Genomic DNA, 13586 nt, shown 5'->3' with positions numbered 1-13586 from the left:
GGCATCTGGACAAGGGGGATGGACAGCCTGTCCCGGCAGATCACGCAAGAGGTGCTAAGATGAGCGGAACAATCAGGCTGACGGCCGCGCAGGCCATGATGCGGTGGCTGTCGGTGCAGATGACCGAGGATAACGAGCGTTTCATCGAAGGCTGCTGGGCGATCTTCGGCCATGGCAATGTGGCGGGCATCGGCGAGGCGCTGCACGGCAACGGCGACGCCTTCCCGACCTGGCGCGGCCAGAATGAACAGACCATGGCCCATGCGGCCATCGCCTATGCCAAGGCCAAGGGGCGGCGGCGCGCCCATGCGGTCACCAGTTCCATCGGGCCGGGGGCCACCAACATGGTCACAGCGGCGGCGCTGGCCCATGTGAACCGCCTGCCCGTGCTGCTGATCGCGGGCGATGTCTTTGCCAGCCGCCGCCCCGACCCCGTGTTGCAGCAGGTCGAGGATTTCGACGACGGCACGGTCAGCGCCAACGACTGTTTCCGCCCGGTGGTGCGTTACTTCGACCGCATCCAGCGGCCCGAACAGCTTCTGACCGCCCTGCCCCGCGCACTGCGGGTGATGACCGATCCGGCGAATTGCGGCCCGGTCTGCCTGGCCTTCTGCCAGGACACACAGGCGGAAGCATACGATTGGCCCGAGGCCTTTTTCGAACCCCGCGTCTGGCGCATCCGCCGCCCGGAACCCGACGCGCAGGAACTGGCCGAGGTAACGGGCCTGATCCGCGCCGCAAAACGGCCCGCCATCGTTGCGGGCGGCGGCGTGATCTATTCGGGGGCCGAGGCCGCGCTGTCTGCGTTCGCCGCCCGCCACGGCATCCCTGTCGCGGAAACGCAGGCGGGCAAGTCGGCGCTGGCGCAATCCGACCCGATGAACTTCGGCGCATCCGGCGTGGACGGGTCGGCGGCAGCCAATGCGGTGCTGCGGGACGCGGATCTGGTGATCGGGGTCGGCACGCGGCTGCAGGATTTCACGACCGGATCGCGGACGATGTTCGCGCACGATGCGACGCTGGTGTCGATCAACGTGCAGCCCTATGACGCAGCCAAGCATGGCGCGGTGTCGCTGGTGGGTGATGCGCGCGTGGCGCTTGAAAGGCTGACGGCCTTGCTGGGCGATCACAAGGCGGCCTTCGATCCCGCGCCGCGCGCCGACTGGCTGGCCGCCGTCGATGCCCATTGCACGGCGCCCGCGCCCGGCAACGACCTGCCCAACGACGCGCAGGTAATCGGCGCGGTCCAGCGCGCCGCCCCGGATGCCATCGCCATGTGCGCCGCCGGCACCATGCCCGGCGCGCTGAAGCTGTTGTGGCAGCCCGCGCAGGGCGGATACCACATGGAATACGGTTACAGCTGCATGGGCTACGAGGTCGCGGGCGCCTTGGGTATCAAGCTTGCCGCCCCCGGCCGCGAGGTGATCTGCTTCGTCGGCGACGGCAGCTACATGATGGCCAACAGCGAACTGGCCACGGCGGTGATGCGGCGCGTGCCCTTTACCGTCGTGCTGACCGACAACCGGGGCTATGGCTGCATCAACCGGCTGCAGCAGGTATCGGGCGGCGTTCCGTTCAACAACCTGTATGTGGACTGCAATGTAGAGGACCAGCCCCGCATCGACTATGTGGCCCATGCCGGGTCCATGGGCGCGCATGCGGTCAAGGCCAGCGGCATCGCCGATCTGGAAGCCCAGATCGCGGCCGCGCGAGGGCGCGACATCCCCACGGTGATCGTGATCGACACCACGGCCAAGGACGGGCCGGGCTTTGGCGATGCCGGCCACTGGTGGGACGTGGCGGTCCCCGAGGTCGGCGACACGGCCAAGCTGCGCGACGCCTACAAGACCTATCTGGAAAACGCCGCCCGCGCGCGGCTGGTGAACTGAGGAAAGAACGCATGATCCGCTATGGCACCAACCCCATCGCCTGGGCCAATGACGACGACCAGACCATCGGCGCCCATATCCCGACCGAGCAGATCCTGAACGAGGCAGGCCGCATCATCGGCTTCGACGGGATCGAGAACGGCCACCGCTGGCCCGACGATCCCCAGGCGCTGAAGGATCTGCTGGGGCGCTATGGGTTGAAGTTCATCTCTGGCTGGTATTCGACCAACCTGCTGGTGGGCAGCGTCGCCGACGAGATCGCCGCCGTGCAGCCGCACCTGGCCAAGCTGAAGGTGAACGACTGCCGCGTCTGCATTGTCTGCGAATGCTCGAACACCGTGCATGGCAATCCCGATATGCCCGTCAATGAACGCCCACGCCTGACTGCTGAGGAGATGGCGGCCTTCGGCGGCAAGATCGAGGAATTTGCAGCCTATCTGGCGGCTCAGGGGATCACCCTCGCCTATCACCACCATATGGGCACGGTCGTGGAATCGCCCGAGGAGATCGACGCCTTCATGGCTGCCACCGGCCCCGCCACGCATCTGCTGTTCGACGCGGGCCATTGCACCTTCGGCGGCGGCGACCCAATGGCCGTGCTGCGCCGTCATGCGGGCCGCGTGGCGCATTTCCACGCCAAGAACATCCGCCGGGACGTCACCCGGCAGGTGCGGGCGGAAAACCTGTCCTTCATCCAGGGCGTGCTGGCCGGGGCCTTTACCGTGCCGGGCGATCCCGAAGGCGCCATCGACTTCGTGCCGCTTTTGCGCATCCTGGCCGAGGCCGGCTATGACGGCTGGCTGGTGATCGAGGCCGAGCAGGATCCCCGGAAGCGCAATCCGCTGGAATACCAGTCGCTGGGGCTGAAGTCGCTGAAAGAGGCGGCCCGCAAGGCAGGACTGGATCGCGCGGCGGCCTGATTTGCTTGCTGCGCTAGACGGGGGCCAGCCCCCGGACCCCCGGGATATTTGAGCCAAAGTGAAAGAGGCCGCCATGCCTGACCTTCTTTGCAAACCCTTCGGCACTCATGGAAAGGTGCACCAGATCACGCCGCAGGCAGCGGGCTGGCGGTACGTGGGCTTTTCCCTTTATCGCCTGCGGGCGGGCGAAACGGCGTCCGAGGCGACCGGAGACCATGAAGCGATCCTGGTGATGGTCGAGGGGCGCGCCCGCCTTGTGGGCGCAGGCCAGGATTGGGGCGAGATGGGGGACCGGATGAATGTCTTCGAAAAGACCCCGCCCCATTGCCTGTATGTCCCGAATGCCCAGGACTGGCAGGCCGTGGCCGTGACGGATTGCACCATCGCCGTCTGCACCGCGCCGGGGCGCGGGGGACATCCCGCCCGCCGGATCGGGCCCGAGGGGATCGCCCTGACCCAGCGCGGCAAGGGCAGCAACACCCGCTGGATCAACAACATCGCCATGGAAGCCGAGGACTGGTGCGACAGCCTTCTGGTGACCGAGGTCTTTACCCCCGCGGGCAACTGGTCCTCTTATCCCAGCCACCGCCATGACGAGGACGACTTTCCCCGCATCACCTATCTTGAGGAAACCTATTACCACCGCCTGAACCCAGGCGACGGCTGGGGCATCCAGCGGGTTTATACCGACGACGGATCGCTGGACGAATGCATGGCCGTGTGCGACGGCGACGTGGTCCTCGTCCCCCGGGGGCACCACCCCTGCGGCGCGCCCCATGGGTTCGAGATGTATTACCTCAACGTCATGGCCGGACCGCGAAGGAACTGGCGCTTTGTCGCCGCGCCCGAGGTGGAAAGCGTCATCGCGCGGGATGCGGGCTGAGGCCAGGCGCGGCCCAGAGGGCCGGTTGATAAAGGTATAGCGGGCAGATCGTCGGGAACATCTGGACGGGCGAACGGTTGGAGGTCGGGCGCCTGCCATATGCGGGCGTGTGATGCGCGGTCCGGTTGGCGGGCCTTCAGTCCACGACCGGCCAAGGATTTCCGATGTTCCCCGTCGAAAACACCCCGCAATGAGACATTCCTCCTGGATCCGGTGGACCGCCCTGCTGGGATTTGCCCTGGGCGGGTTCTTTGACGGCATCCTGCTGCACCAGATCCTGCAATGGCACCATCTTCTCAGCCTGGTGCCGGGGATGGAGGATCTGCGCCTGCAAATCCTGTGGGATGGCTGGTTTCACGCGCTGATGTATGCGCTTGCGGCCCTGGCGCTGATCGGGCTGTGGCGCGGGCGGGGCAGCGCGGCGGGGACGAACCCCACCCTTGGCGCGCTGCTGGCGGGCTTTGGCGGCTGGCACGTGGCGGATGCGATCCTGTCGCATTGGCTGCTGGGCATCCACCGGATCAAGCTGGACAGCGCCGCGCCGCTTGCCTGGGATCTGGGATGGTTCGCGGCGCTTGGGCTGGGGCCGATCCTGCTGGGGTGGATGATCGCGCGCAGGCCGGGCCAGGGCGGTCCGCCGCCTGCCGTCACCGTGGCCCTGCTGGCGGCGGTCGGCCTGGGGGCGGGTATCTGGGCGGCACAGCCCCCGGCGGATCAGCCTTTCACCACCATTGTCCTGGCGCCGGGCGTTGATCCCGAAACCGCCCTGGACCGCGCAGGTTTCGCGCAGGCGGACCTGATCTGGTCCGACCCCTTGTCGCAGGTCGCGGTCGCGCGGCTGAACGGGGGCGATCCCTGGCGCCTTTACCTGGCCGGGGCGCTTCTGGTCAGTGGTTCGGGCGTGCCGGCCGGATGTTTCAACTGGGCGCGCGTCTGACGCGCCCTAAACAGGAGACGACAATGACCCTTGCCCTTATCACCGGCGCGTCCAGCGGCATCGGGCTGGAACTGGCCCGCATTGCCCGCGCTGACGGACATCAGACCATCGTGGTCGCCAATGAACCCGCCATCCACACGGCGGCGGCAGACCTTGGCGCAGAAGTGGTCGAGGCCGACCTGGCGACGCCCGAAGGGATCGCGGCCGTTCTGACCCATCTGGGGGGACGCGATGTCGATCTGTTGATGCTGAACGCGGGCACCGGCATGGGCCATTCCTTTCTGGACCAGGATCCGGCGGGCATCGACCATGTGGTGCTGACCAATGTCCTGGGCGTGCTGCGGCTTGCCCATCCCATTGGCCGCCGCATGCGCGCGCGGGGCGAAGGCCATATCCTGATCACCGGATCCATCGCGGGCTTCATGCCCGGGACGTTCCAGGCGATCTACAACGCCTCGAAGGCGTTCCTGAACAACTTCGCCCTCGCCCTGAACGAGGAACTGAAGGACACGGGGGTTTCCGTGACCTGCCTGATGCCGGGGATCACCGACACGGCTTTCTTCGAGCGCGCGGGGCTGCTGGACACAGCCCTGGGCCAGATGAAGAACAAGGACGATCCCGAAATGGTCGCCCGCGCCGGTTACGACGCGATGCTGGCGGGTCGCGCGCAGATGACGCCGGGCCTGAAGAACAAGGCTCAGGCCGCCATGGCCGAAATCCTGCCCGCCGGGATGGTGGCCAAGGCGCATCGGCAGATGGCCAAGCCGCAGGACGAATGAACCCAATCCCTGCCAGGCCCTTCGGTCAGGCGGATCACAGGGTCCGGCAATCCCGGACCACCCAGCAGGAGACACCACGATGAAGCGCAGAACCCTTTTCGCCGCCGGTGCCATGGCCGCCGTCATGCCGGTCGCCCGGATGTCGTTTGCCCAGGCCGCGCCCGATGCAGAGATGCAGGCGATCCTGATGGGCGGCAACTTTTCCCTGCTCAGCAGCCGGGTCGCGGCCGACAAGGCCACCGATCCCGCCGTGAAGGCCTTTGCCATGCTGGAGGTTTCCGAGCAGGAAGCCGTGGCCCGTGCCTTTGGCGCCGCCCCCTCCGACCAGGTCGCGCCGGACCATGCGGCGATGCTGGAACAGATGGGCGCCATGCCTGCCGGGGCCGAATTCGACCAGCAGTACTTGGCGGCGCAGATGCAGGGTCATGAACAGTTGCGCGCGCTTCACGCGGCCTATGCGGAAAACGGCGCCAACCCGATGGCGCGCGGCGCGTCCATTGTCGGCGTCCCGGCGATTGATTCCCATATGTCCATGCTGCGCGCGATCAGCAACCGACTGGGTTGACCTGATGGAGGCCTGGCTTTGCTTTGCCGGCGGGAACGCGCTTGGCGCGTTCCACGTCGGCGCCTGGCAGGCAATCGAACAGTCCGGCCTGCGCGTTTCGCGCATGGCGGGCGCCTCTATCGGCGCGGTGGTTGCCGCCATCATCGCAGGCAATCCCCCCAACCGGCGGACCGAGGCGCTGCACGGATTTCTGGCGCAGGTCCGCCACGACCGCCCCGTGGGCGGGCGGCGGGCGTCGGTCACGGGAATGCTGATGCGCGGCCATTCGAAACTGTTCGTCCCGTCCTGGCCGGGGTTGTGGGAAATCCTGCCCGGAATGCCCGCCGACAGGTCGCAGTTCCGGCGCGGGCCGATGCGGCGTCTGCTGGAACGGTCCATCGACTTCGACCGCCTGAACGACGCGGAAATCGAGGTGACGATCACCGCGCTTGACGCCGAAACCGGAGACGCGGTGGATTTCCGCAACCGGGGCATGGCCTTGACGGTGGAACACCTGATGGCCAGCACCGCCCTGCCGGTCCTGTTCCGGCCCGTCCATATCGACGGGCGGTCCTTTCTGGACCCGGGCTTGTGCGAGAACCTGCCCTTGCGGCCCTTGCTGGATCGGCCGGGCGACGCGGCCATCATCGCGCTCGATCTGTTCACGCAGCGGGGCAAGATGCAGGAAACCATGGACGGCATCGGCACCCGTGCGCAGGAACTGTTCTTTGCCGGGCAATCGGTGCGCATGATCCAATGCGCCGATCTGCAAGGCCGCAATTTCCGCCATATCGTCCTGACCGACCCCCAGGATGTTTTCGTGGGCAAGGCCTTTGATTTCGGCAAGTCCAACCTGGAACGCCGGGTGCGACTGGGCGCGGCCCTGACCAGCGAAGCCCTGACCGACCTGAACGTCATGATCCCCGCCCCCGCCCCGCAATCCACCGATTTGGAGGACGTGTCCAAATGATCCCGCCCCGTCTTCACGCCCGGCTTGACGCCCTGTCGGCCGCCGCGCTGATCCTGCTGCCCCGCGCGCTGCGGTGGCCCGACCGGCTGGCGCAGCCTCTGGCCCTGGCCGGGCTGGGGGTGGCGGCCTATTCCCTGGCGACGCGCTATCGCCCGGGGCCTGGCGGTGGCATCGACCTGGACCAGCACCGGATGCTGGATGCGGCGCAGGGGGCGGCCTGCCTGGCGGCGGGGCTTGCGGAAGAGGCCCCCGGTCCCCGCGCCTTTCTGACGGGCTATGGCGCCTTTTCCCTGGCCGCCGCCGCACTGACCCAGCCGCCGGGACCGAAAGGGGTGCTGTTGCCCCGGGGAGCCGTGGCGGACAATCTTGGTCCCGACCTGGCCCGGCTGCGCTGCGGCATCGTGAACGTGGCCTTTATCGGGCCGCGTGGCGCAGGGGATCGAGGCTGGTATCTGGTCGATGCGGGGATTGCCGGTTCCGGCCCCGCTATCAGGGCGGCGGCCAGGGAACGCTTTGGCGATGCACGCCCTGCCGCGATCCTTTTGACGCATGGCCATTTCGATCATGTCGGTGCCCTGGCCGACCTGGCCCGCGACTGGGACGTGCCGATCCTTGCCCACCGATCCGAACGCCCCTTCCTCGACGGCACCCGGTCCTATCCGCCCCCCGCGCCCGAGGTCGGCGGCGGCAGCATGGCCGAACTGTCGCCCTTGTTCCCGCGCAAGCCGATAAACGTGTCGGACCGGCTGCGCGATCTTCCGCGCGACGGGACGATCCCCGGACTGGACGGCTGGCAGTGGATCCATACGCCCGGCCATGCGCCGGGCCATGTGTCCTTCTGGAACGCGGCCACATCTTCGCTGATCGCGGGCGACGCGATCAGCGCGACGCGCCAGGAATCGCTGTCGAACGCCGTGTTGCAGATCCCGCATCTGCAGGGACCGCCCGCTTATTTCACGACCGATTGGGACGCCGCCGGGCGTTCGGTGCGCAGGCTGGCGGCGCTGCGGCCCGAACGGATGATCTCGGGCCATGGCCTGGCCTTGGCGGGACCGGATTTCCAGGCCGCGCTTGACCGGCTGGCGCAGGATTTCGGGACGCGCGGGCTGCCCGCCCGCAGCCGCTATGCCCAGGCTATTTCCGAAACGGCCTGACGCCGGTCAACTTGCCTCGTCCATCAGGTGACGCGCCCACATCCCCGACGCCCAGGCGGCGGGGATGCCCAGCGGGATCGACACCAGGACCGTCGCCACGGGCGACAGCGCGGGCAGGCCGATGGCCTGGCCCAGCAGTCCCAGCATGAACAGGTTGATCGCAACCGCACCCGCCGCAAAGACATAGAGCATCAGCGCCAGTTTCCAGACAGGCCAGCGATCGTCCATGGTCTGTTTCCCTTTCATGCCCCATCCGCATCTTGCGCGATCTTGCGCAGATTTAATTCCCTTTCCTTGACTTAGGACAAGGATCCCCGTCGTCTTACAGTTGATGTAGCAGTCACCGTAACAATATCGGGAGATCCTCGCCATGCGCGAAGTCCTGACAAAGAGCATGGCCCGGAATATCTTCTATGGCGGGTCACTGTTCTTTATCCTCATCTTTGTCGGCCTGTCGGTGCACAGCCACTGGTATATCGTGAACGTGTCCACCAACGACGCGCCGCTGACCGAAAGCGTCGTCGGCGGCAAGCACGTCTGGGAAAAGCACGCCTGCGTCAACTGCCACTCGATCCTGGGCGAAGGCGCCTATTTCGCGCCCGAACTGGGCAATGTCATGACCCGCTGGGGCGTCCAAGACGACCCCGAAGCCGCTTTCGAGGTGATGAAGGCCTGGATGGAGGCGCAGCCGTCGGGGATCGAGGGGCGCCGCCAGATGCCGCAATTCAACCTGTCGGACGATGAAATCCGCGAAATCACCGACTTCCTGCTGTGGACCAACAAGATCCGCACCCAGGGATGGCCCCCCAACGACGCCGGTTGATTGGAAAACACCATGAAATATCAATCACAACAAATCGCCCTGGTTTATATCACCGTGGCCCTGGCCTTGTTCGCCATCCAGGTGACGATGGGGCTGATCATCGGCTATATCTATGTCCAGCCGAATTTCCTGTCCGAAATCCTGCCCTTCAGCGTGGGCCGGATGGTTCATACCAACGCCCTGGTTGTCTGGCTGCTGACCGGCTTTTTCGGCGCCGCCTATTTCCTGATCCCCGAGGAAGCGGAACGCGAAATCCACTCGCCCTTCCTGGCCTATCTGCAACTGTTCATCCTGACCGTGGGCACATTGGGGGCGGTCGCCACCTATCTGTGGAACCCCTGGGCCGGCAACTATTTCGTGGGCACGCAGGGGCGCGAGTTCCTGGAACAGCCTACCTGGGTCAAGGTCGGCATCGTCGTGGCTGCGCTGATCTTCCTCTACAACGTGTCCATGACGGTGCTGAAAGGCCGCAAGACCGCGATCAGTACCATCCTGCTGATCGGGCTGTGGGGGCTGGCGCTGCTGTTCCTGTTCGCCTTCTACAACCCCGCGAACCTAGGCTTGGACAAGCAATACTGGTGGTTCGTGATCCACCTGTGGGTCGAGGGCGTCTGGGAGCTGATCATGGCGTCGATCCTGGGCTTCCTGATGCTGAAGCTGACCGGTGTCGACCGCGAGGTGGTGGAAAAATGGCTTTACGTCATCGTCGCCACCGCGCTGTTCTCGGGCATCCTGGGGACCGGGCACCATTACTTCTGGATCGGGATGCCCGCATACTGGCAGTGGATCGGCTCGATCTTCTCGTCCTTCGAGGTGGTGCCGTTCTTCGCGATGATGGCATTCGCCTTTGTCATGGTCTGGAAGGGCCGCCGCGATCACCCGAACAAGGCCGCGCTGCTGTGGTCGCTGGGCTGCGCCGTGCTGGCCTTCTTCGGCGCGGGCGTCTGGGGCTTTTTGCACACGCTGCACGGGGTGAACTATTACACCCACGGCACGCAGGTCACCGCCGCCCATGGGCACCTGGCCTTTTATGGCGCCTATGTCTGCCTCAACCTGGCGCTGTTCAGCTATGCCATGCCGATCCTGCGGCGTCGCGATCCTTATAACCAGGTGCTGAACATGGCCTCGTTCTGGCTGATGTCGGGCGGGATGCTGTTCATGACCTTTACGCTGACCTTTGCGGGCACGGTCCAGACCCATCTGCAACGCGTGATGGGCATGGGCTATATGGAAGTGCAGGACCAGCTGGCGCTGTTCTACTGGATGCGGTTCGGGTCGGGCATCGCCGTGGTCCTGGGCGCCCTGCTGTTCATCTATGCCGTGGCCTTCCCGCGCCGCGAGGTGGTGCGCCCCGGCCCGGTGGAACGTGATCGCCTGGCCCACAACCCCGACCACATTGCCGCGGAGTGATGACCATGGATGGAACCTTCAACCTGAGGGGGGCGGATGCCCCCTTCTACCTGCCCCAGGCGGACGAATGCGACATCTTCGCCGCGGCATATGCCAAGAACCTGCCCTTGCTGCTGAAAGGCCCGACCGGCTGCGGCAAGACCCGCTTTGTCGCGCATATGGCGGCAAGGCTGGGACGCCCACTTTACACGGTCGCCTGCCATGACGACCTGTCGGCGGCCGACCTGATCGGGCGCTATCTGCTGAAGGGCGGCGAAACCGTCTGGGTCGATGGCCCCCTGACCCGCGCAGTGCGCGAGGGCGCGATCTGCTATCTGGACGAGGTGGTCGAGGCCCGCAAGGACGTAGCTGTGGTCCTGCACCCCCTGACCGACGACCGCCGCATCCTGCCCATCGACCGCACCGGAGAAGAGTTGCAGGCCGCCCCCGGCTTCATGCTGGTGGCATCCTACAACCCCGGCTACCAGAACATCATGAAGACGCTGAAGCCTTCGACCCGTCAGCGGTTCCTGTCGGTCGAATTCACCTTTCCCAAACCCGAACACGAAATCCCGGTGGTGGTGCGCGAAAGCGGCCTGGATGCCGACCGCGTGTCCTTGCTGGTGCGGCTGGCAGGCAAGCTGCGCGGGTTGAAGGGTCAGGATCTGGAGGAAGGCGTGTCCACACGGCTGGTCGTCTATGCGGCCACGCTGATCGCCGGGGGGATGTCCATGGACCGCGCCATTCGTGCCGCGATGATCGAGCCTCTGACCGATGATGCCGACATCCGTGCGGGCCTGATGGATCTGGTCGTCGCGGTGATGGGCTGACGCCATGGGCCATATCGAGATCGCCCCCTGGGAACCCGAGGAAAGCGTCGGCAAGCTGTGGCACTTCCTGGCCTCGCGCATGGACCCACCACGCCGCTATCCCGATGCGGCCGTGCGGTTCGACGATATGCGCGGCCGGATCGCCGTGCTGTTTCGCGGGCTTGGCGGGGCGGCCGATGTGGAACTGAAGCCGGTGGCCGACCAGGCCAGCCGGCATCGCATATCCCTGCGCCGCAAGCTGGCGTTCGAGACCGAACACCTGGCCCGCGCCAGCTTTGACGGCGGGTCACTGCGCCTGCCGATGGAACTGGCGGTTTTCCCGGAACGCGACGACAACAAGGCGCTCTATCTGTGGCTGGCCGCCGCATCGGCCCATGCAACCGACTTTGTCGCCGAAACCGACCCCTTCCTGGCCGACCTGGCCGCGATCCGCGCGGGCCAAGCCATGACGCAAGCCACGCTGGACGCCGCGCCCGGCCTGCGCGCCGTCTGGACCCGGCTTTGCGCCGCCCATCTGGCCGACCGCATCCGCCCGAACCTGTCGGGGGCCGAGGCGGGCATCGAAGGGCTGATCCGGCATCTGCTGGGCGATCCGGCCCCGGTCCCTTCCGGGTTGCTGGCGGGGTTGGACAGCCCCCCTGCCCATTGGCGCGCCCCGCGCAAATACCGGCCCATGCTGCCCGTGCCCATGTGGCCCGACCTGCGCGGGCTGACCAGCGGCATCGCATCCGACGTGGCAAGCCTGCCCACCGACGGCACGCCCGAGGAATCGGGGGACGGCACCGCCCGCAAGACGCGGCGGATGAAGGCCGACCAGGCCGAGCGCAAGGACAGCCTGATCCTTTACAAGTTCGAGGCCATGCTGACCTGGGCCGAGATGCTGAACATCAACCGCCGGGTTGAAGACGACGACCTGGACAATGCCAAGAAGGCCACCGACGACCACGAGGAAATCGTGCTGGGCCAGATCTCCAAGGCTCCTGCCACCAAGCTGAAGCTGCACCTGGATCTGGCGCCCGAGGATGTGGACCGCGAACGCATTGCGGGCAAGTTCACCTATCCCGAATGGGACGCACGTGGCGGCGTCTGGATGCCGGATCATTGCCGCGTGCTGGCAGCCCCGGTCGAGCCCGCACCCGATTACGCGGGCATCGCCGACCCCGCAGCCCGCCGCCGAATCGACGCGGTCCGCCGCCAGTTCCAGGCCCTGCGCCCGGCCCGGCTGATCCGCCATGCCCAGCCCGACGGCGACGACCTGGATCTGGACGCCACGCTGCGGTCGGTCACCGACCTGCGCGCATCGGGTCGCGGCAGCGACCGCATCTGGCGCCAGGCCCGCCCGGAAAACCGCGACCTTGCGGTGTCCATCCTGCTGGACGTGTCGCGGTCCACGGAAAGCGCCGTGACCGGCCGCCCCGTCATCGACATCGCGCGCGAGGCGCTGACCGCGCTTGCCTGGGGACTGGATGCCTGCGGCGACCGCTTTGCCATCCAGGGCTTTTCCTCGCTGAAGCGCGACCGGGTCTGGCTGCATGAATGCAAGACCTTCGACGAACCCATGTCCCGCACCACCGAGGCGCGCATCCACGCGCTGCGCCCGGGCTTCTATACCCGGCTGGGCGCGGCGATCCGCCATGCATCTGCCGGGCTGGCGGACGAAGGCCGGTCGCGGCGGCTGATGATCGTCATCACCGACGGCAAGCCCAACGACCTGGACCATTACGAAGGCCGCCACGGGATCGAGGACAGCGCCATGGCCGTCCGCGAGGCGCGCCGCGCAGGCCATTCGGTCTTTGGCATCACCATCGACAAGGGCGCGCAAAGCTGGTTCCCGCGCATCTTCGGACAAGGCGGATTTTCGGTGATCCGCGACCCGGACCGGCTGACGAATACCCTGCCCCAGATCTATCGCCAACTGGTCCTGTGATGGATCTGGACGACCTGCCGGGCGAGTTGATCATGTGGATCCTGATCGGATCCGAGATCCTTGTCTTTGCGGCAGGCATCACCGCGATGTCGGCGATGCGCCTGACCGACCCCGGCGGTTTCGCAGACGCGCAGGCGATGCTGGACGGGCGCATGGCCGCGCTGAACACGGTCGTGCTGGTCACCTCTGGCCTGTTCGCCGCCCGCGCCGAACGGGCGGCGGCCGGGGGCGACAAGCGCGGCGCACGGCTGGGGCTGATGCTGGCGGCCCTGGGCGGGGTGATCTTCCTGGTCGTGAAGGGCATGGAATATGCGCATGACCTGTCCCTGGGGATCGGGATCGACACGCATCCCTTTTTCACCTTCTATTTCCTGCTGACGGGATTTCATGCGGCCCATGTGATCGCGGGCGTGGCGGTCCTGGCCCTGGTGGCCATTCGCGCCCGTCCCGAGCCTGTGCAGGCGGGCGCGATGTTCTGGCACATGGTCGATCTGGTCTGGGTGCTGATCCTGCCGCCGATCTATTTGCTGATGTGATGACG

14 protein-coding genes are annotated in these 13586 nt (G+C 66.5%); 13 read left to right on the top strand and 1 reads right to left on the bottom strand.

Translation table 11 applies throughout. The features are described 5' to 3' along the window. The first annotated feature begins 59 nt into the window (after positions 1-59). The 8 genes from iolD to LZ585_RS01530 all read left to right on the top strand — a co-directional run bounded on the left by iolD (position 60) and on the right by LZ585_RS01530 (position 8076). On the top strand, positions 60-1889 hold the full coding sequence (gene iolD, locus LZ585_RS01565) for a 3D-(3,5/4)-trihydroxycyclohexane-1,2-dione acylhydrolase (decyclizing) (RefSeq protein ID WP_234854720.1): 1830 nt from the start codon (positions 60-62) through the stop codon (positions 1887-1889). Positions 1890-1900: 11 nt separating this feature from the next. Then, complete coding sequence (gene iolE / locus LZ585_RS01560; RefSeq protein ID WP_234854719.1) at positions 1901-2809, top strand: myo-inosose-2 dehydratase; 909 nt, start codon at positions 1901-1903, stop codon at positions 2807-2809. 73 nt (positions 2810-2882) lie between these two features. After that, on the top strand, positions 2883-3692 hold the full coding sequence (gene iolB / locus LZ585_RS01555; RefSeq protein WP_234854718.1) for a 5-deoxy-glucuronate isomerase: 810 nt from the start codon (positions 2883-2885) through the stop codon (positions 3690-3692). Positions 3693-3882: 190 nt separating this feature from the next. Continuing rightward, positions 3883-4629 (top strand): DUF2243 domain-containing protein, encoded by a 747-nt coding sequence (locus LZ585_RS01550; protein WP_234854717.1) that lies wholly within the window; start codon positions 3883-3885, stop codon positions 4627-4629. A 23-nt stretch (positions 4630-4652) separates the two neighbouring features. After that, positions 4653-5408: an SDR family NAD(P)-dependent oxidoreductase gene (locus tag LZ585_RS01545; RefSeq protein WP_234854716.1), complete on the top strand. Its 756-nt coding sequence runs from the start codon at positions 4653-4655 to the stop codon at positions 5406-5408. A 79-nt stretch (positions 5409-5487) separates the two neighbouring features. Beyond that, entirely contained in the window at positions 5488-5973 is a 486-nt protein-coding gene (locus tag LZ585_RS01540; protein ID WP_234854715.1) for a DUF4142 domain-containing protein, read from the top strand. 4 nt (positions 5974-5977) lie between these two features. After that, positions 5978-6922 (top strand): patatin-like phospholipase family protein, encoded by a 945-nt coding sequence (locus LZ585_RS01535; protein ID WP_234854714.1) that lies wholly within the window; start codon positions 5978-5980, stop codon positions 6920-6922. Next, positions 6919-8076, top strand: a complete 1158-nt coding sequence (locus LZ585_RS01530) for an MBL fold metallo-hydrolase (RefSeq protein ID WP_234854713.1) — start codon at positions 6919-6921, stop codon at positions 8074-8076. Before LZ585_RS01535 ends, LZ585_RS01530 begins: the two co-directional genes overlap by 4 nt. Positions 8077-8082: 6 nt before the next feature. On the opposite strand, the gene LZ585_RS01525 is transcribed toward LZ585_RS01530, so the two are convergent. After that, on the bottom strand, positions 8083-8304 hold the full coding sequence (locus tag LZ585_RS01525; RefSeq protein WP_234854712.1) for a hypothetical protein: 222 nt from the start codon (positions 8302-8304) through the stop codon (positions 8083-8085). 142 nt (positions 8305-8446) lie between these two features. Here LZ585_RS01525 and LZ585_RS01520 point away from each other — a divergent pair, with 142 nt between their 5' ends. From LZ585_RS01520 to LZ585_RS01500, 5 genes are read left to right on the top strand one after another with little or no spacing between them, the layout of a single operon-like run. Then, positions 8447-8899 carry a c-type cytochrome gene (locus LZ585_RS01520; RefSeq protein ID WP_234854711.1) on the top strand — a complete coding sequence of 151 codons (453 nt, stop codon included), beginning with the start codon at positions 8447-8449 and terminating at the stop codon, positions 8897-8899. A 12-nt stretch (positions 8900-8911) separates the two neighbouring features. Continuing rightward, entirely contained in the window at positions 8912-10309 is a 1398-nt protein-coding gene (locus tag LZ585_RS01515; protein WP_234854710.1) for a cbb3-type cytochrome c oxidase subunit I, read from the top strand. A 5-nt stretch (positions 10310-10314) separates the two neighbouring features. Beyond that, on the top strand, positions 10315-11118 hold the full coding sequence (locus tag LZ585_RS01510; RefSeq protein ID WP_234855710.1) for a CbbQ/NirQ/NorQ/GpvN family protein: 804 nt from the start codon (positions 10315-10317) through the stop codon (positions 11116-11118). A 4-nt stretch (positions 11119-11122) separates the two neighbouring features. Next, positions 11123-13045, top strand: a complete 1923-nt coding sequence (locus LZ585_RS01505; protein WP_234854709.1) for a nitric oxide reductase activation protein NorD — start codon at positions 11123-11125, stop codon at positions 13043-13045. Then, positions 13045-13581, top strand: coding sequence for a cytochrome c oxidase subunit 3 (locus tag LZ585_RS01500; protein ID WP_234854708.1), 537 nt, complete (start codon positions 13045-13047; stop codon positions 13579-13581). Before LZ585_RS01505 ends, LZ585_RS01500 begins: the two co-directional genes overlap by 1 nt. Positions 13582-13586 lie beyond the last annotated feature (5 nt).

This window comes from Paracoccus everestensis (assembly GCF_021491915.1).
Lineage (GTDB): Bacteria > Pseudomonadota > Alphaproteobacteria > Rhodobacterales > Rhodobacteraceae > Paracoccus > Paracoccus everestensis.
The sequence above is the reverse complement of the archived record's forward strand: the minus strand, read 5'-3'. Positions and strand labels throughout refer to the sequence as shown.